20 protein-coding genes are annotated in these 22562 nt (G+C 72.8%); 13 read left to right on the forward strand and 7 right to left on the reverse strand.

What is annotated here, in order from left to right; all coding sequences use genetic code 11:
• Positions 1 to 366 precede the first annotated feature (366 nt).
• From AB0P06_RS33505 to AB0P06_RS33515, 3 genes are all read right to left on the reverse strand, one after another.
• A complete protein-coding gene (locus AB0P06_RS33505) occupies positions 367 to 1905 on the reverse strand; it encodes an MFS transporter (RefSeq protein WP_363614145.1) in 1539 nt (512 codons plus the stop codon).
• A gap of 193 nt (positions 1906 to 2098) precedes the next feature.
• Entirely contained in the window at positions 2099 to 2767 is a 669-nt protein-coding gene (locus AB0P06_RS33510; protein WP_363614148.1) for a TetR/AcrR family transcriptional regulator, read from the reverse strand.
• Positions 2768 to 2922: 155 nt separating this feature from the next.
• Positions 2923 to 3507, reverse strand: coding sequence for a GNAT family N-acetyltransferase (locus tag AB0P06_RS33515; RefSeq protein ID WP_363614190.1), 585 nt, complete (start codon positions 3505 to 3507; stop codon positions 2923 to 2925).
• 181 nt (positions 3508 to 3688) lie between these two features.
• On the opposite strand from AB0P06_RS33515, the gene AB0P06_RS33520 reads away from it, so the two are divergent.
• The 6 genes from AB0P06_RS33520 to AB0P06_RS33545 all read left to right on the forward strand — a co-directional run bounded on the left by AB0P06_RS33520 (position 3689) and on the right by AB0P06_RS33545 (position 10021).
• Positions 3689 to 4975, forward strand: coding sequence for an ATP-grasp domain-containing protein (locus AB0P06_RS33520; RefSeq protein WP_363614150.1), 1287 nt, complete (start codon positions 3689 to 3691; stop codon positions 4973 to 4975).
• Complete coding sequence (locus AB0P06_RS33525) at positions 4972 to 5793, forward strand: DUF364 domain-containing protein (RefSeq protein WP_363614152.1); 822 nt, start codon at positions 4972 to 4974, stop codon at positions 5791 to 5793. Before AB0P06_RS33520 ends, AB0P06_RS33525 begins: the two co-directional genes overlap by 4 nt.
• Entirely contained in the window at positions 5790 to 6866 is a 1077-nt protein-coding gene (locus AB0P06_RS33530; RefSeq protein ID WP_363614154.1) for a pyridoxal-phosphate dependent enzyme, read from the forward strand. Before AB0P06_RS33525 ends, AB0P06_RS33530 begins: the two co-directional genes overlap by 4 nt.
• Positions 6863 to 7918, forward strand: a complete 1056-nt coding sequence (locus AB0P06_RS33535; RefSeq protein ID WP_363614156.1) for a dipeptide epimerase — start codon at positions 6863 to 6865, stop codon at positions 7916 to 7918. The genes AB0P06_RS33530 and AB0P06_RS33535 overlap by 4 nt, the downstream gene beginning before the upstream one ends.
• 85 nt (positions 7919 to 8003) lie before the next feature.
• On the forward strand, positions 8004 to 8921 hold the full coding sequence (locus tag AB0P06_RS33540; protein WP_363614158.1) for a class I SAM-dependent methyltransferase: 918 nt from the start codon (positions 8004 to 8006) through the stop codon (positions 8919 to 8921).
• A gap of 311 nt (positions 8922 to 9232) precedes the next feature.
• Complete coding sequence (locus AB0P06_RS33545) at positions 9233 to 10021, forward strand: VOC family protein (protein WP_363614160.1); 789 nt, start codon at positions 9233 to 9235, stop codon at positions 10019 to 10021.
• 90 nt (positions 10022 to 10111) lie between these two features.
• On the opposite strand, the gene AB0P06_RS33550 is transcribed toward AB0P06_RS33545, so the two are convergent.
• Together AB0P06_RS33550 and AB0P06_RS33555 are read right to left on the reverse strand one after the other, a co-directional pair.
• The gene (locus AB0P06_RS33550; protein ID WP_363614162.1) at positions 10112 to 10573 is read right to left on the reverse strand and encodes a hemerythrin domain-containing protein; all 462 of its coding nucleotides are present in this window, start codon (positions 10571 to 10573) and stop codon (positions 10112 to 10114) included.
• A 95-nt stretch (positions 10574 to 10668) separates the two neighbouring features.
• Positions 10669 to 11265, reverse strand: coding sequence for a TIGR03086 family metal-binding protein (locus AB0P06_RS33555; RefSeq protein WP_363614164.1), 597 nt, complete (start codon positions 11263 to 11265; stop codon positions 10669 to 10671).
• 179 nt (positions 11266 to 11444) lie between these two features.
• On the opposite strand from AB0P06_RS33555, the gene AB0P06_RS33560 reads away from it, so the two are divergent.
• From AB0P06_RS33560 to AB0P06_RS33570, 3 genes are all read left to right on the forward strand, one after another.
• Positions 11445 to 12014, forward strand: coding sequence for a DoxX family membrane protein (locus AB0P06_RS33560; RefSeq protein WP_363614166.1), 570 nt, complete (start codon positions 11445 to 11447; stop codon positions 12012 to 12014).
• Between the two features lie 369 nt (positions 12015 to 12383).
• A complete protein-coding gene (locus AB0P06_RS33565) occupies positions 12384 to 12884 on the forward strand; it encodes an RNHCP domain-containing protein (protein ID WP_363614168.1) in 501 nt (166 codons plus the stop codon).
• Positions 12885 to 13205: 321 nt separating this feature from the next.
• Entirely contained in the window at positions 13206 to 15692 is a 2487-nt protein-coding gene (locus AB0P06_RS33570; RefSeq protein WP_363614192.1) for a collagenase, read from the forward strand.
• Between the two features lie 124 nt (positions 15693 to 15816).
• On the opposite strand, the gene AB0P06_RS33575 is transcribed toward AB0P06_RS33570, so the two are convergent.
• On the reverse strand, positions 15817 to 16578 hold the full coding sequence (locus AB0P06_RS33575) for a PP2C family serine/threonine-protein phosphatase (RefSeq protein WP_363614170.1): 762 nt from the start codon (positions 16576 to 16578) through the stop codon (positions 15817 to 15819).
• Positions 16579 to 16850: 272 nt separating this feature from the next.
• Here AB0P06_RS33575 and AB0P06_RS33580 point away from each other — a divergent pair, with 272 nt between their 5' ends.
• The 4 genes from AB0P06_RS33580 to AB0P06_RS33595 all read left to right on the forward strand — a co-directional run bounded on the left by AB0P06_RS33580 (position 16851) and on the right by AB0P06_RS33595 (position 20928).
• The gene (locus AB0P06_RS33580) at positions 16851 to 17963 is read left to right on the forward strand and encodes an LLM class flavin-dependent oxidoreductase (protein WP_363614172.1); all 1113 of its coding nucleotides are present in this window, start codon (positions 16851 to 16853) and stop codon (positions 17961 to 17963) included.
• Positions 17960 to 18622, forward strand: coding sequence for an FMN reductase (locus AB0P06_RS33585; protein ID WP_363614174.1), 663 nt, complete (start codon positions 17960 to 17962; stop codon positions 18620 to 18622). The genes AB0P06_RS33580 and AB0P06_RS33585 overlap by 4 nt, the downstream gene beginning before the upstream one ends.
• A 372-nt stretch (positions 18623 to 18994) precedes the next feature.
• Positions 18995 to 20122: a Dyp-type peroxidase gene (locus AB0P06_RS33590; RefSeq protein WP_363614176.1), complete on the forward strand. Its 1128-nt coding sequence runs from the start codon at positions 18995 to 18997 to the stop codon at positions 20120 to 20122.
• A complete protein-coding gene (locus AB0P06_RS33595) occupies positions 20119 to 20928 on the forward strand; it encodes a family 1 encapsulin nanocompartment shell protein (RefSeq protein WP_363614178.1) in 810 nt (269 codons plus the stop codon). Before AB0P06_RS33590 ends, AB0P06_RS33595 begins: the two co-directional genes overlap by 4 nt.
• Positions 20929 to 22324: 1396 nt before the next feature.
• Here AB0P06_RS33595 and AB0P06_RS33600 read toward each other — a convergent pair.
• The gene (locus tag AB0P06_RS33600) at positions 22325 to 22513 is read right to left on the reverse strand and encodes a hypothetical protein (RefSeq protein WP_363614180.1); all 189 of its coding nucleotides are present in this window, start codon (positions 22511 to 22513) and stop codon (positions 22325 to 22327) included.
• Between the last annotated feature and the right edge of the window lie 49 nt (positions 22514 to 22562).

Genomic DNA, 22562 nt, shown 5'->3' on the forward strand with positions numbered 1-22562 from the left:
ATCTCGCCCAGCATGAAGGACCAGTGGTCCGGGAAGATCTTGCGGAGGTTGGCCCTGGCCAGGGAGTAGATCCCCAGCCGGCCGTCCGTCCAGTCGGCGGCCCGTCGGCCGCGTCCAGGAGGCTGATTCCGGGTCATTTCCACGCACCTCACTCCAAAAGAAGCGGGGATCATTCCCCGTTTCGAGCTGTCACCACCATAAACGGGGGATGATCCCCGTTTCTAGCCGGGGGTCGTTCCCGGGACGGAGCCGGAGGGCGGGGGAGCCGGAGAGGGGGCCGGGGGCCGTGAAACGCCGAGCGGCCCGTCCGGTGTCGCGACGTCGCAACACCGGACGGGCCGCTTCGCGCCCGAGTACCTCCAGGAGTCAGTGCACCAGCACCGGCACCTGGTTGCTGTCCTCCTCGCCCGTGGCCGAACCGGTCGTCGCGCCGTCGGGGCGCCCGGCGTTGACCAGGACGAAGGCGATCGCGGCGGCCGTCAGCAGGATGCCGAAGGACCACCAGATCGCGGTCGAGAAGCCGTGCACCATGCCCTGGAACTGTGCCGCCTGGGCCGCGGCCGGGGACGTCGCGGCACCGGCGTGCGCGGCCAGCCAGGTGGCCGTGGCGCTGGCCGCGATGGTGTTCAGCAGCGCGGTGCCGATGGCGCCGCCGACCTGCTGGGAGGTGTTGACCATGGCGGACGCCACGCCCGCGTCGCGCGGCTGGACGCCGTGCGTGGCCAGGCTCATGGCCGGCATGAAGGCGGTGCCCATGCCGAGGCCCATCAGGATCAGGCCGGGCAGGATCAGCGCCGGGTAGGAGGTGTCGAGGTCGATCTGGGTGAGGAGCAGCATGCCGATCGAGGCGACCAGGAAGCCGGGCGCCATCAGGAAGCGCGCGGGGACCCGGGTCATCAGCCGGGCGCCGATCTGGGTCGAGCCGGTGATCATGCCCGCCACCATCGGCAGGAAGGCTACACCGGTCAGCACCGGGCTGTAACCGAGCACGATCTGCAGGTAGTAGGTCAGGAAGAGGAACAGGCCGAACATGCCGATCACGGCCAGGCCGAGCGACAGGTAGACCCCGCCGCGGTTGCGGTCCAGGACGACCCGCAGCGGCAGCAGCGGCGCCTTGACGACCCGCTCGACGACGACGAACGCGGCCAGCAGGACACCGGCGGCGATGAACAGGCCGATCGTCACGCCGGAGCTCCAGCCGTCCGACTCGGCCCGGGTGAAGGCGTAGACCAGGGCGACCAGGCCGGTGGTGACCAGCAGCACCCCGGGGATGTCCAGACGGTTGCGGTTGCGGCCCTCGGAGGGCTCGCGGATCACCAGGACGGCGCCGACGGCGGCGACGATGGCGAACGGGATGTTGACGAAGAAGGTCCAGCGCCAGTTCAGGTACTCGGTCAGCAGACCGCCGAGGATCAGGCCGATCGCGCCGCCGCCGCCCGCGATGGCGCCGTAGATGCCGAACGCCTTGGCGCGCTCCTTGGCCTCGGTGAACATCACCGCGAGCAGTGAGAGCGCGGCCGGTGCGAGCAGCGCGCCGAACACGCCCTGGAGGGCGCGGGCGCCGAGCAGCATCGCGGTGTTGGCGGCGGCGCCGCCCAGCGCGGAGGCGAGGGCGAAGCCGGTCAGGCCGACCACGAAGGTCCGCTTGCGGCCCCACAGGTCGGCTATCCGGCCGCCGAACAGCAGCAGGCCGCCGAAGGCGAGCGCGTAGGCCGTGATGACCCACTGGCGGTTGCCGTCGGTGATGCCGAGGTCCTTCTGCGCGGACGGCAGGGCGATGTTCACGATGGTGGCGTCGAGGACGACCATCAGCTGGGCGAGGCCGATGAAGATCAGGGCCTTCCAGCGCCTCGGATCGGGCTGTGGCGCGGCCTGCGTCGGCGGTGTGGAGTCGGTTTTGGGCATGGGGGTACTCGCTTCACGGTGCGTGGCGTACGGATCGGACGGATGACGTGCGGATCAGGACAGATGGCGTGCGAGGGCGCGGCGGGGCCGGAGGTGCCGACCGGCCGCTGTCGGCGCGTCCTCGCGGCGCGCTGTGGTGGTCGGTCTCCGGTGGGCCGGCGCCGGAGTCGCCGTGATCGTGGTGCTGGGGCTGTCAGTGGTGCGGCTTGAAGTCCTCGAAGGTCGCGGCCCGGCCGGGCAGGGTGGAGCGGGCGGGCGCCCGCAGGCCGTCCAGGAACAGCTGCAGGTGCCGGTGCACGAAGTCGTTGAGCAGGTGGCAGGAGATGTCCGGCAGCGGCCGGGTGAGCTGGCTCATCGCGATGAACAGGTCACCGTGGTCGACGTCGGGGCGCAGCTCGCCCGCCTCGCGGGCGCGGTCCATCATGCTGCCGACGGCAGCCGTCAGACGCTCGCGGGCCTCGACCAGGGCCGGGTCGAACGGGTCGACCCGGTTGGTGAGCAGCGGGCACAGCGCGCCGACCTTCTCCTCGACCGTCGCGTGGGCGAACCGCTGGAGAGCGTCGAACGGGCCGTCGCCCTCCGCCGTCGCCGTCTCGGCGATGGCCAGGATACGGTTTTTGACGAGCAGCGCCACCTCACGGATCAGCGCCGCGCGGTCCGGGAAGTTCCGGTACAGCGTGGCGTTGCCGACGCCCGCCCGCTTCGCGATCTCGTCCAGCGGCGCGTCCGCGCCGTGTTCGACGAAAGCGTCACGGGCCGCCAGGACGATCCGCTCACGGTTGCGGGACGCGTCCGCGCGCAGCTTGGGTGCGCGAACGGGCTCCACGGCGCGGACCTGCTCGGCGGCTGCTGCGGTGCTCACGGCGATGCTCCTCCATCAGAGTACTGGGGAAATCCTCCCCGCTTTCCTCTACGAAGGACCAAACGGGGATTCACTCCCCGGAAATTTCACCTGCGGGCGTGATCTGTGTCACATCTCTCCGGCCGGGTGGCCGGGGTGTGCTCCGGTCGTCCGGTTCAGACCGTCACCCGCTGTACCGCCCCGCCCCCGGCCGCCATCGGGCGGCGCAGCGGGATCTCGAAGTGGACGGTGGCCACGCCGGGCCCGTGCTCGCCGGTCGGGCGGGCGTCATGGACCTCCTCGGCCAGGCTGCGCCAGAACGGCTCGGCGCCCGGGATCCTGGTGTTGGTGTGCAGGTAGAGCCGCTCGTACCCGCCCTCGGCGGCGGCGAACTCGCAGGCCTGTCGGACGAGTTCGCGGGCCAGTCCGTGCCGGCGGTGCTCGGCCCGGACGTACACCCGGACGAGCTGGGCGGTGGTGCCGTCGGGGTAGCGCTCGGAGAGGGCGCGCGGGTGCGGTGGGTGGGCGGGCCCGGTGGAGTGCAGCGCCGTGGTGGCGACCACCTCCTCGCGGTGGACGGCCACCAGCAGCGCGTGGCGGGGGTGGTCCAGGTAGTACCCCTGGAGGTCGACCACGTCGGCGTGCCAGTCCGGGACGTAGCCGTAGCCGAACTCCCGGTAGAACGTGTCAAGGATCAGCCGACGGGCGCCCGGGACGTCCGAGGGCAGTGCCGGCCTGATCTCGTAATCGACATGACGCATCATCAGATAACTCCGAAAGGGAGTGGACGGGCAGGTGGAGGGGGTCGACGCGCGGCAGACTACATGAAAACGGATGTCATCTGACGCCGCGTCCGAACCGTGTTGAAAATGAAAATGGATCCCGTTATGTTCTCCCTCGGCATGCCGGGCCGGCCTGCCGCACCCGTCGAGAGGGAGATCCGTGGCGCATCTGCTGATGATCGAGAGCTGGGTCGGCTCCATGAGCACTCTGCTGCCCAGGGCGCTGGGAGAGGGCGGTCACCGGTTCACCTTCCTCACCCGGGACCTGCACCACTATCTGCGCGCCACCCCGGCCGGGGCGCCGCACCCGCTGCTCGCCGCCGAGAACGTCCTCACCGCCGACACCAACGACCCGGCCGCCCTGCTCCCGTACGCCGAGCGGCTGCACGGCGTGCTCGGCTTCGACGGCGTGCTCTCCTCCTGCGACTACTACCTGCCCACGGTCGCGCTGGTCGCCCGGCACCTCGGGCTCCCCGGGCCGGCGCCCGAGGCCGTCACCGCCGCCTGCCGCAAGGACCTCACCCGTCGCGCGCTCGGCGCGGCCGGGGTGCCCGGGCCCGCGTACGCGCTCTGCGCCGACCGGGGGGAGGCCCTCGCCGCCGCCCGGGAGATCGGCTTCCCGCTGGTGGTCAAGCCGGTGGACCTGTGCGCCGGCATGCTGGTCCGCGAGGTCGTCGACGAGCGGGAGCTCGCCGTCGCGCTCACCGCCCTGGAGGCGTTCCCGGTCAACGCGCGCGGCCAGCGCCGGGCCCCCGTCGCCCTGCTGGAGGAGTTGCTCACCGGGCCCGAGGTCAGCGTCGAGACCGTCTCCGCCGACGGCGCCACCCATGTGGTCGGGGTCACCGACAAGAGCGTCGGCGGCGCGCCCGCCTTCATCGAGACCGGCCACATGTTCCCCGCCGCGCTCGACCCCGCCGATGCCGGGGCCGCCGCCCGGACGGCCGTCGCCGCGCTGGCCGCGCTCGGGCTGGACCAGGTCGTCGCGCACACCGAGATCAAGCTCACCCCGGCCGGGCCCCGGGTGGTCGAGGTCAACCCGCGCCCGGCCGGGAACCGGATCACCGAACTCGTCCGCCGCGTCACCGGCATCGACCTGGCCGCCGCCTGCGTGGACGTCGCCCTCGGCGGCCGGCCCGACCTCACCGCCCGCCCCACCGGCGTCGCCAGTGCCGCGATCGCCTTCCTGGTGCCGGGGGAGGGGCGGGCCGGTCTGCTGGACGGCTTCGACGGCGAGGCGGCGGTGCGCCGCGACCCGGCCGTCGTGGAGCTCTCCCTCGCCGGGCCGGGCCGCGACGTCCGGCCCGCCACCAGCAACAACGAGTACCTCGGCCATGTGATGACCGCCGACCCCGAGGGTGCCGGCGCCCGCCGCGAGGCCGAACGGCTGCTCTCCGGCCTCACCCCCCGCTACGCCGGCCGGGCCGAGGAGCGGGCGGTGCCCGCGTGACGACCACCGCCCCCGCCCCCGCGCTGGACCGGATCGCCGCCCAGGTCCGGGCCGGCGTGTACGGGCCCGACCCGGCCGGACAGCGGATCGCCCTCGCCTTCGGCACCACGCAGGCCGTCCGGCACGCCGGCCGCGCCCACGGCTACCGCAACGAGGTGCTCAGCCTGCGGCTCGGCGCCGCCGTCGGCTCCTGCGCCGTCGAACCCGGTGAGCTGCCCGCCGACGCGCTCACCGACTGCGTCGGCGCCGACGTCGCCGAACTGCTCGACCACCCCCTCACCCCCGTCCGGGTCGCCGCCCTCGACGCCTACCTGATGCACTGCCGTCCGCACACCCCCGCCCACGGCGCCCGCCCGGTCGCCCTGCCGGCCGGCGGTTCGCTGACGAAGTCCCGCGCCCGGGCCCGCGCCGTCATCGGCCTGCTCCCGCCCGGGGTGCGCCGGGTGCTCGTCGTCGGAGTCGTCAACTCCCTGCTGGAACAGCTGCGTTCGCAGGGCGTCGAGTACGTCCCGTGCGACCTCAAGGGTGGCACCACCGAATGGGGCGAGCCGGTGCACACCGACGCCCTGGCCCGGCTCGGCGACTGCGACGCCGTCCTCGCCTCCGGCATGACCCTCGGCAACGGCACGCTCGACCCGCTGCTCGCGCACGCCCGGGCCACCGGCGCCCCGCTGGTGCTGTTCGCCCAGACCGGCAGCGCCGTGCTGCCCCGGCTGCTCGGCGACGGCGTCAGCGCCGTCAGCGCCGAACCGTACCCCTTCTTCTGGCTCGACGGCGGGCCCACCGTCCTCCACCTGTACGGCGGTGGCGCCCGATGACCACCCTGCTCGCCACGGCCGGCCTCGGCAACCCCGACCTGCTGCCGCTGCTCGGCCGCACCCCGCTCGCCCGGATCAGCACCCCGCTGCCGCACCCCCACCCCGGCTTCTGGGCCAAACTGGAGGGCCTCGGAGCCGGCGGCATGAAGGCCCGCTCAGCCGTCGCGATGCTCCGCGGCGCCCACGCCCGCGGCGAACTGCGGCCCGGCGCCACGGTGGTGGAGTCCACCTCCGGCACCCTCGGCATCGGCCTCGCCTTCGCCGGACAGGCCTTCGGCCACCCCGTGGTGCTGGTCGGCGACGCCGAACTCGAACCGTCCATGCGCCAGTTGCTGCGCTCCTACGGCGCCCGGCTGGAGCTCGTCGAGCGGCCCGCCCGGCACGGCGGCTGGCAGGCCGCCCGGCTCGCCCGGCTGCGTACCGTCCTCGGCCGGCTGCCCGACGCCTACTGGCCCGACCAGTACAACAACCCCGACAACGCGGCCGGTTACCATGCCATGGCGCAGGAGATCACCGCCGAACTCGACCACCTGGACGTGCTGGTGTGCAGCGTCGGCACCGGCGGCCACAGCGCCGGGCTCGCCGAACCGCTGCGCCGCCGCTGGCCGGAGCTGCGGATCATCGGCGTGGACTCCGTCGGCTCCACCATCTTCGGCCAGCCCGCCCGCCCCCGGCTGATGCGCGGCCTCGGCAGCTCCATCCATCCGCGCAACGTCGCCCACCAGGCCTTCGACGAGATCCACTGGGTCGGCCCGGCCGAGGCCGTGGACGCCTGCCGCCGCCTCGCCCGCGGCAACTTCGTCAGCGGCGGCTGGAGCACCGGGGCCGTCGCTCTGGTCGCCGCCTGGGCCGCCCGCACACGCCCCGGCGAGGTCGTCGCCACCGTCTTCCCCGACGGCCCGCACCGCTACCTGGGCACCGTCTACGACGACGGGTTCTGCCACCGGCACGGTCTGGACCCCGACCGCGCCGCCCCGCGCCCGACCGAACTCCCGCACCCCGCCGCCGCCGAGGCCACTGGCTGGGCCCGCTGCCGCACCGACCGCGCGCGCCACCGCGAGGGGGCCCGATGAGGCTCGCCGTCCACACCGTCCGGCTCCACCTCGCCGAGCCGCTGCGGATCTCCCGTTCGGTGACGGCCCAGCGCGACGCCGTTCGGCTCGCCCTGCGCCACGACGGCCTCACCGGCCACGGCGAGGTCGTCAGCAGCGACTACCTCCGGCTGCCCACCTCCCGCATCCTGCGCGAGGTCGAGGCCCTGCGCGCGGACCTCGAACGGATCCCGGACCCGGAGCAGGCGATCGCCGAACTCCGGCGCGGGGCGGCACCGTTCAAGGGGCTGCCGGCCGGTGTGCTGGCCGCCGTCGAGGCCGCCCTGCTCGACCTGGCCGGCCGCCGGGCCGGCGCCCCCGTCCACCGGCTCCTGGGCCGGGCGGGCCCGGTGGCCGCCGCCACCGCCCGCACCATCGGCATCCAGCCCGCCGCCCGCGCCGCCGCCCGGGCCGGGGAGCTCGCCGCCGCCGGCTTCACCGTCCTCAAGATCAAGGCCGGTTCCGCGGACCCCGCGGCCGACCTCGCCCGCGTCCGGGCCGTCCGCGAGGCCGCCCCCGGCGCGAGGCTGCTGCTCGACCCCAACGGCGCCTGGACACCCGACCAGGCCGACCGGCTCCTGGCCGCCTTCGCCGACGCCGGTGTCGAGGCCGTCGAGCAGCCGATCGCCCCCGGCGACCCCGACGCGCTCGCCGCAGTCGCCGAACGCTCCCCGCTGCCGGTGATCGCCGACGAGGACGCCGTCGGCTACGAGGACGCCGTCCGCCTCGCCGGGCGGGTCCACGGCGTCAACCTCAAGCTCGCCAAGTGCGGCGGCGTCCACGAGGTGCTGCGCATCCAGGCCGCCCTCCGGGGCAGCGGCACCGACCTCATGCTCGGTTGCCTCGTCGCCAGCTCGCTCGGCATCGCCCCGGCCGTCCACCTGGCCGACCGCGCCCGCTGGGTGGACCTGGACGGGCACCTGCTGCTCGCCCACGACCCCTGGCGGGGCATCGGCGGCGCCGACGGCACCGTCCGCACCGCCGCCCGGGCCGGCCTCGGTGTCCGGCCCGCCGATCCGGAGGCCGGGTCATGAGGGCGCCGCGGCGCCCGCCCGCCCGTCCGCTTCCCGGCCGTCCGCCTCGGCCACGCCCCCGTCCGCCCACTCCCTGCGAGGCCCGATGACCGGCCGCAACCTGCTCACCGACACCCCCGAGCTGTACGAACTGCGCTTCCCCGACGCGGAGTTCACGGCCGCCCGGTGGGCCGAGTCGGTACTCCGCGACCACGGCGCCGGGCCGGACGTGCTCGACCTCGGCTGCGGCACCGGCCGCGACGCCGGCTGGCTGCACCGCACCGCCCGCCGCAGGGTCACCGGCCTGGACAGCTCCGAGGCGATGATCCGGTACGCCCGCCGCCGCCACCCCGGTCCGGACTACCACGTCGGCGACATGCGGGACTTCAGCCTCGACGGCCGCTTCGACGCCGCGCTCTGCCTGGACAGCGCCCTGCTCTACTGCCACACCAACCACGACCTCGACGCCCTGCTCGGCCGGCTCCGCCACCACCTGCGGCCCGGCGGACTGCTGGTAGCCGAGATGCGCAACGGCGCCTTCTTCCTCGGCCGCACCGAACTCCTCGACGCCCCGCGCACCGACACCGTCACCCGGGACGGCGTCACCCACACCTCGCACACCACGCTGTGGATCGACCATGCCGCCCAACTCCTGCGCCGCACCAGGATCTGGACCACCGACGGCGGCGCACCGGTCGAGCAGCACTCCGCCTGGCGGCTGCTCTTCCCCCAGGAGCTCCGCTACCTGCTCGCCGTCAACGGTTTCACCGTCCTCGCCCTCTACGACCGGCCAGGCCCGCGCACCGAACCACCCTGGTCCGAGGGCGACCGGCCCGCCGGCACGGCCGACGACGACCGCCTCCACCTCGTCGCCCGGCTCGACCACGGCGCCGGCCCGGCCGCCCACCTCTCCCTCGACCCCGCCGCGAGCACCGCCGCCACCCCGGCCTGCGGCCACGGCCGGCCCGCCCCCACCGCCCCGGGCGCCGGCCACCACGGCTTCCGGGAGACCCCGGAGCTCTGAGGCGCCGAGCTCGCCGCACCGGCCGGTCCCACCTGCGTGCCGTGCCGCGCCGGGCCCGCCTCGCCCCCTGGGGCTTGTCTGACCATTCCCGCCGCGCGCACGAGGCCGGGCATCCCGCCCGGACGCACCGCCGAATCGGCCGAGTACGTCCAGTACGAGGCCGCTCCGGCGGCACGCCCAGCCGGGCGTCCAACGCCGCGCGCTGATGCGACGCGAACTGTCAGACAAGCCCTAGGCTGAAAGCGCCCGGGCGGTCCGTTGGCCGTGGGAGCCGGGACGGCCCCGGCGGCCGGGCGTCGAGGAGGTTCGCGATGAGCAGCCGTGAGACCGCCAAGGTGCGCTGTGTGGCGGCCGTTCCGTGCTGGGTGAGCCTGATGGCGCGCGATCTCGAAGTGCCGACAGCGTTCTACGGCCCGTTGCTCGGCTGGAAGTTCGAGCCCGCGCCGGACCGCTTCGGGCCGTATGTGCACGCGGTGGTCGGCGACGAGGCGGTGGCCGGGCTGGGGGTCACGGGCAGTGGCTGGGGCATGCCGGTGGCGTGGACCAGCTACTTCGGAACGGAGAGCGCCGACGCCGCCGCCGACGCGGTCCGCGAGCGCGGGGCGACCCTGGCGGTGGGCCCGCTGGCCTTCGACGCCGGCCGGGTGGTCCTGGCCGCGGACCCGGCGGGGGCGGTGTTCGGGATCTGGGAGGGACTGCCGGGCCGGGCCCGCCGGCTGGAGCTGCCGGGCGCACCGGTCTGGATCGAACTGCGCACGCCCGACCCCTTCGCGGCGGCGCTCTTCTACGGCGAGGTGTTCCGCTGGGACGGCCGCGACCCCGAGCGCTTCGAGGTGCGGTGGGAGCACGACCGGGTGGTGCTGCGCACCGAGGGGTACAGCGTCGCGGCCCTGGCCAAGGAGCAGTCGGGCGGCCCGGCCGGCATGCCGCCGCACTGGGAGGTGTTCTTCTCGGTGCCGGACGCCGACGCGGCGCTGGCCCAGGCGGAGGCGCTCGGTGGCTCGGTGATCGGGCCTGCCTTCGACTCGCCGTACGGGCGGGTGGCCCGCCTCCAGGACCCGGAGGGCGGACGGTTCGCGGTGATCAGCCTCAAGAACTGAGCCGGCCCGGGTCCGCGCCCGCCGGGGCACCGCCCCGGCGGGCGCGGGCATGCTCCGGGCGGTGTCCCCCGGCCCGCAGGCCGCCGCCCGCTACGGTCCGGCCTCGGTGACCGCCGTTCGTTCCGCCCGCAGCCGCTCGCCGAGCTCGGCCCGGGCCTCGGCGGGCAGCGCCTTGCGGGCGGCGGGGAACAGCCGCTTCTCCTCCGCGGCCAGATGCCGGCGGACGGTGTCGGCCAGCCCCCGGAACAGCGCGCCGAAGGCCGGGTCGCCGGGGCCCAGGCCCTGGAGGTCGACGAGGTACTGCCCGATCGCGAGGTGGTCGTGGATGCTGGTGAACACCAGTGCCCCGCCGTCCGGCACGTCGTGCTGAACGGCGGGGAAGAGGTACTCCTCCTCGGCGGCGCAGTGGCTGAACAGCAGGTCGGTCAGGGCGACGAGCAGCTCGCCGCGCTCGGCCGCGCCGTCCGGGGCAGCCTCGGCCCGGTCGAGCAGTTCCGTCACGGCCCGGTGGTCGGCGGTGAACTCGCCGAGGATGTCCGGCCTGCGGCTCATGGCGCACCCGCCTTTCGTCCGGTGCTGGCCCCCCGACACCTCCAGTATCCGGCGTCGCGCGCCACGCCGGGCAGCCGGTCCGGGAACACCGCAGGTCAGGGCCGGTCACGCCGCCCGGTGAGGGCGAGCAGACGGGCCTGCGGGCCGGCGCCGGCCGGCACCCGCAGCGGCGGGTCGAACAGGCCGCTGCCGGAGAGGTTCCCGTACCCGGTGAACTCGCCGAGCGCGAACTCCACCAGGCCGGCCGGCAGCCGGGTGCGGCGGCGGATGCCCTCGGCGAGGTCCCAGGTGTGCACGACGGCGTCCGAGGTGAGCTGGTCCAGGTAGTACTGCGCGGAGACGTCGCCGTACGACAGGTGGACGGTCAGCTCGGTGGCGCCCGGTACCGCGAAGGCCTCACGGGCGGCGTCGGCGGCGGCCGTCCAGGCGGCGACCGGGTCGTCGCCGAGCACGTCGCCGTCGAAGCGGCCGCCGACCTCGGCGATGGTCGAACCCATCAGCAGCTCGGGCACCCAGAGCTGTTCGCCGGTGAGGTGGTTGACGAGATCCCGGACGGACCAGTCGGCGCACGGCGTCGGCGCGTCCCACTGGCGAGGGGTGACCAGCCGGACCCGGTCGCCGAACGCGGCCAGGGCCTCGGCGTACGGCGTGCCGGACCGTTCGGCCCGCTTCTGTTCGCTGCGATGAGCCATGCCTCCACCCTGCCCCGGGTTCCGGCCGGTCCGCGACCCGCGGGCCGGAGACCGTGTTGTTCAAATTCGAACTTCCAGGTACCGTCGAATGGCGGCGGTTCGAATTTGAACTACATCCGAACCAGATGGCCGCGACCAACCCTCATTGCCCCGACTGACCCCGATTGATGGAGACGCGCATGCCGAGCACCAGCCCGAGCACGACCGCCCCCACCACCACCGTCCTCCCGGGCCGGGCCGCCCCCGCACCCGCGACGACCTCCCCGCACGCCTATGACGCCGGCCTCCTGTTGCTGCGCCTCGCCCTCGGCCTGACCATGGCCGCGCACGGCAGCCAGAAGCTGTTCGGCTGGTTCGGCGGCGGCGGCCTCGACGGCACCGGGCAGTTCTTCACCATGAGCGGCTACCCGGCGGGCAACGCCATGGCCGTTGTCGCCGGTCTGACCGAGACCCTGGGCGGGCTCGCCCTCGCGGCCGGCCTGCTCACCCCGCTGGCCGCCGCCGCGATCCTCGGCACCATGGTCAACGCGATCGCCGTCACCTGGGGCGGCGGCTTCTTCGCCCCCAAGGGCAACGAGTACGAGCTGCTGCTCACCGCGGGTGCCGCCGCGCTCGCCCTGACCGGTCCCGGCCGCTACGCCGTGGACCGCTTCCTGCCCGTGCTCCGCGCGCACCGGCTGGCGTACGGCGCCGCCGCCGTCGTGGTGGGCCTGGCCACCGCCGGCGTCATCCTGCTGCTGCGGAAGTGACCGCTCCACGCGGGTGACCCGCCCGGCCCCGGGTGCGAGCCGGAAATCCGCTTGCACCCGGCCGGGCCGCCGGGTTTGAGTAGGGGCTGCCGGTCGTCCGACCGGCAGCCCCTGCCATGTGCGAGCGGCGGGCCCCGGCGATGTGGTGAAAGTGGTGGGTTTGTGCCCCGGCTGACAGCGAGCGCTCTCCGTGCACCCCTGGTGGAGCCCGCACCGTCCGGCCCGGCACCCGCCCGGCTCGGCTGAGGGCCTTCGCCGCGCGTCCGAGGCCTGTGGCCGACGGCCCGCGACGCCACCCCGGGGTGGCCGGACCGCGCTCTGTTCTTCCGAGCCGCCCAGTCCGCCCGCATCCCGCAGGGAGCCCCCGACGTGTCCCGACGACACCGGCCGCCACACCCCCGTAGCCGCACCGAACGCCCCACCGGCGACGCCGGTCGCGCCGAGTACTCCGAGTACGCCGAGTTCCGCGCGTACGCCCGGTCCCGCCGTTACGACCCGCAGGAGCCGGCGGCCGGCCCGGGGCCCGAGCGGGCCGCCGAGTCGTTCCGCTGCCGGCACTGCCGCCTCGACGTGTCGATGCGCGCACCCGGCACGGCGCACCGCAACCACTGCCCGAACTGCCTCTACAGCCTGCACCTCGACGACCGCGTCCCCGGCGACCGGGCGTCGGGCTGCCGGGCCCGGATGGAGCCGATCTCGATCTCCGTGCGCGGTGGCGGCGAGTGGGTCATCATCCACCGCTGCACCGCCTGCGACGAGTTGAGCGCCAACCGGACGGCCGGTGACGACAGCCCGCTGCTCCTGCTGCGGATGGCGACCCGGCCGTTGGCCCAACCTCCGTTCCCACTGGAGCGGTTGGCCGGGCTGTAGCTCCGGCGGGTTTCCGCCGGGCCTTTGACGGCCGCCGTGACGACGGCTGACGCCTCGTCGCGGCGGCCGTTCGTCGGCACCTCCCGGGTTCGGCCCGGTCTCTTGCCGTCAGGGGCCTTCCACGGTCATGTGATGTATGCCATGGTACATGTCACACTCCCCACCGTGTGCGCGACAGAGCCACCCCCTGGGCTCCGCCGCAACGGTCCTCACCCCTGTACGGCCGCGCCCCCACGCGGTCGAAGATGGCCCGGAGGCCCCCACGTGAGTACCGCACGACGCCTACAACTACCTCAGATAGCAAGGCTGTTGACGATCGCCATGGCGTTCGTCCTGGCGCTCGGCCTGTTCGCCCCGCGCAGCCAGGCCACCCCCGTCCCGGCCTCGCCGCAGTCCGGCAGCGCCGCTGCCGCTCCCACCGACCCGGCCCCGCAGCCCGGCCTCGGTGCCGTCCGTGACGGCCACAGTGACAACAAGCCCGTCCCGGCGCGCGAGCGAGCCCCGCTCGCGCTCACCCCGGACCGGCGCGGCGGTGAGCAGCAGGCCGCCAAGGCCACCGGCCGGAGCGCGCCCGCCGCCGAACAGCCCTGCAACGTCGGGGACTTCACCAGCCGCACCGGCAGCGCCCTCGCCCAGCAGATCAAGTCCGTCGATCTGGACTGCGTCAACGAGCTGTTCGGTCTCACCGGCACCGACGCGTACGGCGCGTTCCGCGAGGCCCAGATGGCCACCGTGGCCTACGCCCTGCGTGACGCGGCGGGTTCGTACCCCGGCGACAACACCACCTCCGTCGAGCAGTTGGTGCTCTACCTGCGGGCGGGCTACTACGTGCAGTGGTACAACCCCGCGGCCGTCGGTACCTACGGGTCTGCCCTGCAGACCGCGATCCGCAGCGCGCTCGACGCGTTCTTCGTCGCCTCGCACTCCCGGGACGTCAGCCCGGCCAACGCCGCGATCCTGGGCGAGGCCGTCACGCTGATCGACAGCGCGCAGGAGAACGCCCGCTACATCTACGTGGTCAAGCGGCTCCTGACCGACTACAACAGCGCCACCTACAACCCGAGCGGCATGGCCAACGCCGTCAACAGCGTCTACACCGTCCTGTGGCGCGGCCACCAGAACGCCGCGTTCGTGAGCGCCGTTCAGTCCGACCCCAGCGTGCTCGACACGATGTACAGCTTCGCCGTCACCAACAACGACCAACTCGGCGGCGACTACGGCTCGCTGGTCTACAACGCGGCCCGTGAGCTCGGCCGCTTCCTCCAGTACGCGCCGCTCCAGGCCAAGGTCCGCCCGCTGGACCGGGCCCTGGCCGCCCAGGCCTCGGTCTCCGGCCGCACCGCCTACCAGTGGGCCGCCGTCGCGGAGATGGCCGACGCGTACGACGCCGGCAACTGCGCCTACTACGGCACCTGCGACGCCGCGAACCGCCTCAAGGCCGCCAACCTCACGGTCTCCTACACCTGCAGCCCGAGCATCCGCATCCTCGCCCAGGCGCTGAACAGCACCCAGCTCACCAGTGCCTGCACCAGCCTGACCGGCCAGGACGCCTACTTCCACACGGTGGCCCGCGACAACGGTCCGGTGGCGAACGACAAGAACACCGCCATCGAGGTCGTGGTCTTCCACTCCTCCTTCGACTACGGGGTGTTCGCCGCCATCATCTACGGCATCGACACCAACAACGGCGGCATGTACCTGGAGGGCGACCCGGCCACGGCCGGCAACCTGCCGCGCTTCCTCGCCTACGAGGACGACCGGGTGCGCCCGAACTTCCAGATCTGGAACCTCAACCACGAGTACACCCACTACCTCGACGGCCGGTTCGACATGTACGGCGACTTCGACGCCGGCATGACGACCCCGACCGTCTGGTGGGTCGAGGGCTTCGCCGAGTACGTCTCCTACTCGTACCGAAAGGTCGACTACGACGCGGCGATCGCCGCCGCGGCCCGGCACACCTACAGCCTCAGCACCCTGTTCGACACCACCTACAACAACGCCGACACCGAGCGGGTCTACCGCTGGGGCTACCTCGCCGTCCGCTACATGCTGGAGAAGCACCGCTCCGACCTGGACGCCGTGCTCGCCAAGTACCGTACGGGCGACTGGAACGGCGCCCGCGCCTACCTGACCGGCACCATCGGCACCCGCTACGACGCCGACTTCGACGCCTGGCTGACCGCCTGCGCCAACGGCGCCTGCGGCGGCACCACCAACCCGCCCGGCAACCAGCCGCCCACGGCCGCCTTCACCGCCGCCGTCAGCGGGCTGACCGCCACCTTCACCGACGGCTCCACCGACGCGGACGGCACCATCGCCGCCCGCGCCTGGAACTTCGGTGACGGCACCACCTCCACCGCCGCCAACCCGTCGAAGACGTACGCCGCGCCCGGCAGTTACACCGTCACCCTCACCGTGACGGACGACAAGGGTGCCACGGCTACCACCAGCCGCACCGTGACCGTCGCGGGCCTGTCCGAGTGCACCGGCTCGGACACCCGCCAGCTCGACCGCAACTGCCGTCGTAGCAACGCGGCGGCCACCACCGGCAACTACGCGCACTTCTACCTGTACGTCCCGGCCGGCACCCGGCAGCTGAAGATCACCAGCAGTGGGGGCACCGGCAATGCCGACCTCTACTACAACAGCGGCGGCTGGGCGTACACCAACGCCTACACCGCGCGCTCCGTCAGCGCGGGCAACGGCGAGACCCTCACCGTGACCGACCCGCCGGCCGGTGCGGTGTTCATCAGCCTCTACGCGCAGCAGGGCTTCGGCGGGGTGAGCATCACGACCGAGTTCTGACCGGCGACCCCGGGCAGGCCCGGCCGGCTACGAGCGACCCCGACCGGTCAAGGCCGACGGCGGCCCCGGCGGAGCGCGTCCAGCGCCCCGCCGGGGCCGCCCGGCTGCCGGGCCGGCCGCCCGTTCACTCGCCGATCCGCACCAGCGCCAGCGTGATGTTGTCCGGTCCGCCCGCCTCGATCGCCGCCCGCCAGAGCTCGAACGCGGCCCGCCCGTCGGCCCGTTCGGAGCCCTCGTAGGGCCGCGTCAGCACCTCGGACAGCTCCTCCTCCGGCAGCGGGTCGGTCAGCCCGTCGCTGCACACCAGATAGCGGTCGCCGACCGCCAGCGGCGCGCTGCGCACATGCGGTTCGACGAAGGTCAGGCCGAGCGATCCGCCCAGCGTCTGGGTGACCACCGAGGTGGTGCGCCGCCCGGGCGGCAGCGGCGGGCTGTCGTCCACGCTGAGCCGGCGCAGCCCGTCCCCGGCGATCCGGTAGACCCGGCTGTCGCCCACGTTGAAGACCACCGCCTGGTCCGGCAGCAGCACCACACCGGCGACGGTCGTCCCCATCGCGGCGAGCTCCGGCTCACCGGCCGCGGCGGCGTACACCGCCCGGTTGCAGGACTGCAGCCCCTCCCGGACGGCCTCCTCGCCGTCCAGTCCGGGCCCGGCGGTCGCCAGCCGGCGGGCCACCAGCGCACTCGCCACCTCGCCGCCGGGGTGTCCGCCCAGGCCGTCCGCCACCGCCACCACGCAGGGCGGGCCGAGCGGGAACAACAGTGTCTGCGGGTTGGTGGTCACGGTGGCGCAGAGTGTCCACGGCCCGACCGTCAGGCTGTCCTCGTTGTGCTCCCGCACCAGGCCCTCATGGCTCAGCGCGCTCACCGCGATATAGGCCGTCATCGGCTCGCCGCCCTTCCGGATACCCGGGCCGGCCGTCCCGGCACCCCCCATTGTCGCGCGCCACGGGCTCGGCGGCCCGGGCACCGGGGTCCACGGTCTGTGTGCCCCGCGCCGGATCGGCGCCGCCCTGGCCGCCTCCGCGCCCGCCGTGTCGGAGCGGACGGCGGTTCGGGGGAGGCCGGGAACAACGGCGGGCGGGCCGGTGCTAAGATGGTTGAAACTTTGACGATCGGGTCCTGAAGCCCGGGCCCACCTGGAGTGTGGTGAGCAGCATGCAGTTCGGAATCTTCACCGTCGGCGACGTCACCCCTGACCCCACCACCGGCCGTACCCCGACCGAGCACGAGCGGATCAAGGCGATGGTGGCCATCGCCCGCAAGGCCGAGGAGGTCGGCCTGGACGTGTTCGCCACCGGCGAGCACCACAACCCGCCGTTCGTCCCGTCCTCGCCGACGACCATGCTCGGCTACATAGCCGCGCAGACCGACCGCATCATCCTCTCCACCTCGACCACCCTGATCACCACCAACGACCCGGTGAAGATCGCCGAGGACTACGCGATGCTCCAGCACCTCGCGGAGGGCCGGGTGGACCTGATGATGGGCCGCGGCAACACCGGGCCGGTGTACCCGTGGTTCGGCAAGGACATCCGGCAGGGCATCCCGCTCGCGATCGAGAACTACGCGCTGCTGCACCAGCTCTGGCGCGAAGAGGTGGTGGACTGGCAGGGCCGCTTCCGCACCCCGCTGCAGTCCTTCACCGCCACCCCGCGCCCGCTGGACGGCGTCCCGCCGTTCGTCTGGCACGGCTCCATCCGCAGCCCCGAGATCGCCGAACAGGCCGCCTACTACGGCGACGGCTTCTTCGCGAACAACATCTTCTGGCCCAAGGAGCACTTCCAGAAGCTGGTCGACCTCTACCGCGAGCGTTACGCCCACTACGGCCACGGCACGGCCGAGCAGGCGTACGTGGGCCTCGGCGGGCAGGTGTTCATGCGGAAGAACTCGCAGGACGCGATGCGGGAGTTCCGGCCGTACTTCGACAACGCCCCGGTGTACGGGCACGGGCCCTCGCTGGAGGAGTTCACCGAGCAGACCCCGCTCACCGTCGGCAGCCCGCAGGAGATCATCGAGAAGACGCTCACCTTCCGCGAGTCGTTCGGCGACTACCAGCGCCAGCTGTTCCTGATGGACCACGCCGGACTGCCGCTGAAGACCGTGCTGGAGCAACTGGACCTGCTCGGCGAGGAGGTCGTCCCGGTGCTGCGGGCGGAGTTCGCCAAGGGGCGGCCGGCCGGCGTCCCGGACGGTCCCACCCACGCGGCCCGGGTGGCGGCCGAACTCGCCGCGCGGCAGCAGGAGGAGACGGCGGAGGTGGCAAAGTGAGCACGCTCAGGCTGGTGGTGGTCAGCGCCGGGCTCAGCAAGCCGTCCTCGACGCGGCTGCTGGCCGACCGGCTGGCCGAGTCGACGGTCCGGCAACTCGACGGCGCCGCAACCGGTGTCGACGTCACGGTGATCGAACTGCGCGACCTCGCCACCGACATCGCCCACAACTTCGTGACCGGCTTCCCCGGGGCCGCGCTGCGCGGGGCGATCGAGGCGGTGACGGCGGCGGACGGGCTGATCGCCGTCACGCCGATCTTCACCGCCTCCTACAGCGGCCTGTTCAAGTCCTTCTTCGACGTGATCGACCACGACGCGCTCGCGGGCAAGCCCGTGCTGATCGCCGCCACCGGCGGCACCCCCCGGCACTCGCTGGCCCTGGAGCACGCCGTGCGGCCGCTGTTCGGCTATCTGCGGTCGGTCGTCGTGCCGACCGCGGTGTACGCGGCCACCGACGACTGGGGCGCTGCGGGGGACCGTCACACCGGCGGCCTCCCGGCCCGGATCGACCGCGCGGCGGGCGAGCTGGCGGCCCTGCTGGCCCGCCCCGCTCCGGTCGGCGCGGACCGGCCGGGGGCCGGTCGGGCGGCTGCCGCGCGGTCGGCCGGCGCGGAGGCCGTGGTGCCGTTCGCCGAGCAGCTCGCGGCCCTGCGGGTCTGAGGGCGCGCGGGCTGGACGAGGGGCGGGCTTCGGCCCGCCCCTTCCGCGTACCCGGGCACGGGCCCCGTGTGCACCCCGTGGCTCCGTGACCCCGCTGCTCCGAATGGCCCGCACCGGACGGAGCGTTCGCCGAGGGCCATTCGGGTGCGTGTTGGCTGCGCCTAAATGTCCACTATGCGGTGTAATCGTATACATGATCAGCTTTCCGCTGGCCCGGCACGTCTTCATCGGGCCGCCGGCCCGCCCCCTGGATCAAGGGGGCCGATCTTCGCCGACCACCGCGCCGAGGGGGAGGCCGCACGGACGGCCTGAGGGCTGTCCGATCGCCGTCTCCCCGTCCTGTCGCCTTGTCCTGCCGTCCTGGAGCCCGTGATGCCGCCCGAACCGTCCGCCGCACCGCCCCAGCCGTCTCCACCGTCCGCGCCGTCCGCGTCGTCCGCGTCGTCGGTGCAACCCCAAGCCGTGCTCACCCCGCTCACCAGTGCGGCGGTCTTCCTGGTGCTCACCGTGGACCCGGGTGGTGAACAGGCGGTCCGAGACCTGCTGCCCGACCTGGCCGGCCTGCGCCGGTCGGTCGGGTTCCGGGCCCCGGAGGGCGGGCTGACCTGCGTCACCGGCATCGGCTCCGACGTCTGGGACCGCCTGTTCAGCGGCCCCAGACCCGCCGGACTGCATCCCTTCCAGGAGGTGACCGGCGCCCGCCACCGGGCCCCGGCCACCCCCGGCGATCTGCTGCTGCACCTGCGCGCCTCCCGGATGGACCTCTGCTTCGAGCTGGCGAGCCAACTCACCGAGCGGCTCGCCGGCGCGGCCACCGTGGTCGACTCCGTACAGGGCTTCCGCTACTTCGACGACCGGGACCTCATGGGGTTCGTCGACGGGACGGAGAACCCCGAAGGCCGGGCCGCCGAGACCGCCGTCGTCATCGGGGCCGAGGACGAGGCGTTCACCGGCGGCAGCTACGTCATCGTCCAGAAGTACCTGCACGACCTCGCCGCCTGGAACGCCCTCCCGGTGGAACAGCAGGAACGGGCGATCGGCCGCACCAAGCTGGCCGACATCGAGATGGACGACGAGGTGAAGCCCCCCGACTCGCATGTCGCCCTGACGACGGTCACCGGACCGGACGGGGAGGAACGCCAGATCATGCGCTTCAACATGCCGTTCGGATCCTTCGGCGGGGGAGGGGAGTTCGGCACCTACTTCATCGGCTACTCGCGTACCCCCGAGGTGACCGAGGAGATGCTGCGGAACATGTTCGCCGGCCGGGAGCCCGGCCGGCACGACCGCATCCTGGACTTCTCCACCGCCGTCACCGGGTCGCTCTTCTTCGTCCCGACCGCGGGCTTCCTCGACTCCCCGCCGCCCGCGCCCGCCGCTCTTCCCGCCGCTGCTTCCGCCGCTGTTCCCGCGACCCCGCGCACCGCGCTCAGCACCGTTCTCCGTATCGCCGACGGCTCGTTGGGCATCGGCAGCCTGAAAGGGATCTCCGCACCATGAACAACCTGCACCGGGACCTCGCCCCCATCTCCGCCGCGGCCTGGGAGGAGATCGAGGAGGAGGCGCGACAGACCTTCAAGCTCCACATCGCCGGCCGCCGTGTGGTCGATCTGCGGGGCCCGGACGGCACCACCCTCGCCGCCGTGGGCACCGGCCACCTGACCGGCATCAGCCCACCGGCGAACGGCGTCCTCGCGCACTCCCGCGACGCCCAGCCCCTGGTCGAGCTGCGCGTCCCCTTCACCGTCGCCCGCTCCGCCGTCGACTCCGTCGAGCGCGGAGCCCGGGACGCCGACTGGCAGCCCGTCAAGGACGCGGCGCGTGCGATCGCCCTCGCCGAGGACCGCGCCGTCTTCGAGGGCTACCGCGCCGCCGGAATCGAGGGAATCCGCGTCGGCGCCACCAACCCGCCCATCCAACTCCCCGAGGATGTCCGCGAGTTCCCGAACGCCGTAAGCCGGGCCCTGACCGCCCTGCGCCTAGCCGGGGTGGGCGGCCCCTACTCACTCCTCCTGGGCGCCGACACCTTCACCGCCGTCAACGAAACCAGCGACCACGGCTACCCGGTCCACAACCACATCGCCCGCCTCCTCGACGGCGACATCATCTGGGCCCCCGCCATCGAGGGCGCCTTCCTGCTCTCCACCCGCGGCGGCGACTTCGAACTCGTCCTCGGCCAGGACGTATCGGTCGGCTACCTCTCCCACGACGCCGAGACGATCCAGCTCTACCTCCAGGCATCGCTGACCTTCCTCATGCACACGGGAGAGGCCGCCGTCGCCCTGGGAAGCGCCACGAACACGTGAGCGCCTGAAGGCGTACATGAAGCCCTGCTCGGAACGCCCGCCCGGCGCCTGCGCCGCAGGCCCGGGGGCAGGACCTCCGGAGTGGTCCCGAAGCCCGTGCGCAGACGGAATTCGGGGCAGTGAGTGAGTCCGGCCGAAATCCGGGTGAATTTTTTGCCAGATGCCGGTCCGTTCTTTTCGGATGCTCACACGAGCACACCGAATGCAACGGCCTTCGGGAGCTGTCTCGGCGGTCCGAACCCTTTTGGGGCCCTTGAAGGACAGCCCGTTCGACGGAGCCGAGAACAGGCAGAAAAATCTCCTATCAGTGGGATCGATTCCCGGACCGGGCGCCGGGGCCGGTGTGGCGAGATTATCCGTTCCGCTGGTGGAAACTATGTCAAGGTGGCCTTCTTTCGATTCTCCCCTTCCGGAGAAATTTGCCGAATGTGTTTCCGCAAGGAGACCCACCGGCCGGACCGCGCAGGGGGCCGGTGCAGATAAAAATCTCTTCCGAGATTGACTTCCGGAGCGATCGTTTCATGCCGACAGGCGAATTTCTGGGAGGCTCCAAGGGCAACCGCGACGCTATGGAAGCTCTGAAGGCATTGCTATCGCAAACGATGCCTGTGTGTGGCCGGGTTCGGCGTCGGTGCTCCGTATGGCAGGAAGTTCTCCCGGTCTCGGTATTTTCTCCGGATCTTAAGCTGCCGGCCAGGCACGCAGACGCCGGCCGCAGAGAGGCTTGCCGACACTGCTCCGACAAGCCCACTTCCGGAAGTCGTGAACTGTTCTTCCAGTGCGGGACTCGCGAAAGTCGACTTCCAGATGCTTGGCGCGGCGCGGGCTTTCCATTTTTCGCGGGAACCGGGCCCTCGGCCTTTTGGTGACCTTCGAAATGTGTCAATCCATTGCCGGGGTCGTAGCTGCCCGACCGAGGAGGAATTCGGTAGAGGCGGAACTGTGCGCGTCAGGGAATGAGCCGCGCTGTTCAAAGGTGGCGCCGGGATCCTGCTCGCAGGATTCGAGTCCGCTTTCCGTCGAAATCTCGGCTCAGCTCGGCAGCGGGGTGATCTCGGTCTTGCCGACCGCAGTTCCCGGTGGAATTACAGGGGATTGTAAGCCGGTGTGGCCGGACGGGTCGCAGCCGGCTCTGCGGTGCCCTTGGGCGGGTGTCGAACCGAAGCCGACCGTTGCTTGGCCGGTGAGCCTGACAGCGACATGGTCCTGTTCGGTTTCACGGCCGAGATCTTCCCACCGGGCCCTGGCCGCACCCAGTTGTGTCCGGCCTGGTTCTTCCACCGCACGCGCCGCCACCTGCGACTTGACGATGCCTGAACTCCGCGCGCCGCAAGCACGGGAGCGCCAAGACCTTCAAGGTCCTGGCGCTCCATGCGTGGTGTTGGGCGGTTGGATCTCAGACCGTCTGCTTGGCCTCCCCGGAGGCCCAGATCGGCATGGATCCGGACTTGGAGCCGACGGCGGACAGCGCGGACGTCTCCGGCGCTGTGGGTCGGCGGTCCGCGCTTGTGAGCGGGCAGAGGCCGACTATGCCGGCCAGCCCCAGGGAGAGCATCACGCGAAGGGCCGACTTGTACATGTTCATGTGTGCGATTTCTCGATTCTGCGCGATCAGGGCTTTAGGCGAGTCCACG

This window comes from Kitasatospora sp. NPDC088351 (assembly GCF_040685575.1).
Classification (GTDB): domain Bacteria; phylum Actinomycetota; class Actinomycetes; order Streptomycetales; family Streptomycetaceae; genus Kitasatospora.

Coding starts and splice junctions, on each gene's coding strand:
- AB0P06_RS33505 (WP_363614145.1), bottom strand. CDS start 1,905: ATGCCCAAAACCGACTCCACACCGCCGACGCAGGCCGCGCCACAGCCC.
- AB0P06_RS33515 (WP_363614190.1), bottom strand. CDS start 3,507: ATGCGTCATGTCGATTACGAGATCAGGCCGGCACTGCCCTCGGACGTC.
- AB0P06_RS33530 (WP_363614154.1), top strand. CDS start 5,790: ATGACCACCCTGCTCGCCACGGCCGGCCTCGGCAACCCCGACCTGCTG.
- AB0P06_RS33535 (WP_363614156.1), top strand. CDS start 6,863: ATGAGGCTCGCCGTCCACACCGTCCGGCTCCACCTCGCCGAGCCGCTG.
- AB0P06_RS33540 (WP_363614158.1), top strand. CDS start 8,004: ATGACCGGCCGCAACCTGCTCACCGACACCCCCGAGCTGTACGAACTG.
- AB0P06_RS33545 (WP_363614160.1), top strand. CDS start 9,233: ATGAGCAGCCGTGAGACCGCCAAGGTGCGCTGTGTGGCGGCCGTTCCG.
- AB0P06_RS33550 (WP_363614162.1), bottom strand. CDS start 10,573: ATGAGCCGCAGGCCGGACATCCTCGGCGAGTTCACCGCCGACCACCGG.
- AB0P06_RS33555 (WP_363614164.1), bottom strand. CDS start 11,265: ATGGCTCATCGCAGCGAACAGAAGCGGGCCGAACGGTCCGGCACGCCG.
- AB0P06_RS33560 (WP_363614166.1), top strand. CDS start 11,445: ATGCCGAGCACCAGCCCGAGCACGACCGCCCCCACCACCACCGTCCTC.
- AB0P06_RS33570 (WP_363614192.1), top strand. CDS start 13,206: ATGGCGTTCGTCCTGGCGCTCGGCCTGTTCGCCCCGCGCAGCCAGGCC.
- AB0P06_RS33575 (WP_363614170.1), bottom strand. CDS start 16,578: ATGACGGCCTATATCGCGGTGAGCGCGCTGAGCCATGAGGGCCTGGTG.
- AB0P06_RS33580 (WP_363614172.1), top strand. CDS start 16,851: ATGCAGTTCGGAATCTTCACCGTCGGCGACGTCACCCCTGACCCCACC.
- AB0P06_RS33590 (WP_363614176.1), top strand. CDS start 18,995: ATGCCGCCCGAACCGTCCGCCGCACCGCCCCAGCCGTCTCCACCGTCC.
- AB0P06_RS33595 (WP_363614178.1), top strand. CDS start 20,119: ATGAACAACCTGCACCGGGACCTCGCCCCCATCTCCGCCGCGGCCTGG.
- AB0P06_RS33600 (WP_363614180.1), bottom strand. CDS start 22,513: ATGAACATGTACAAGTCGGCCCTTCGCGTGATGCTCTCCCTGGGGCTG.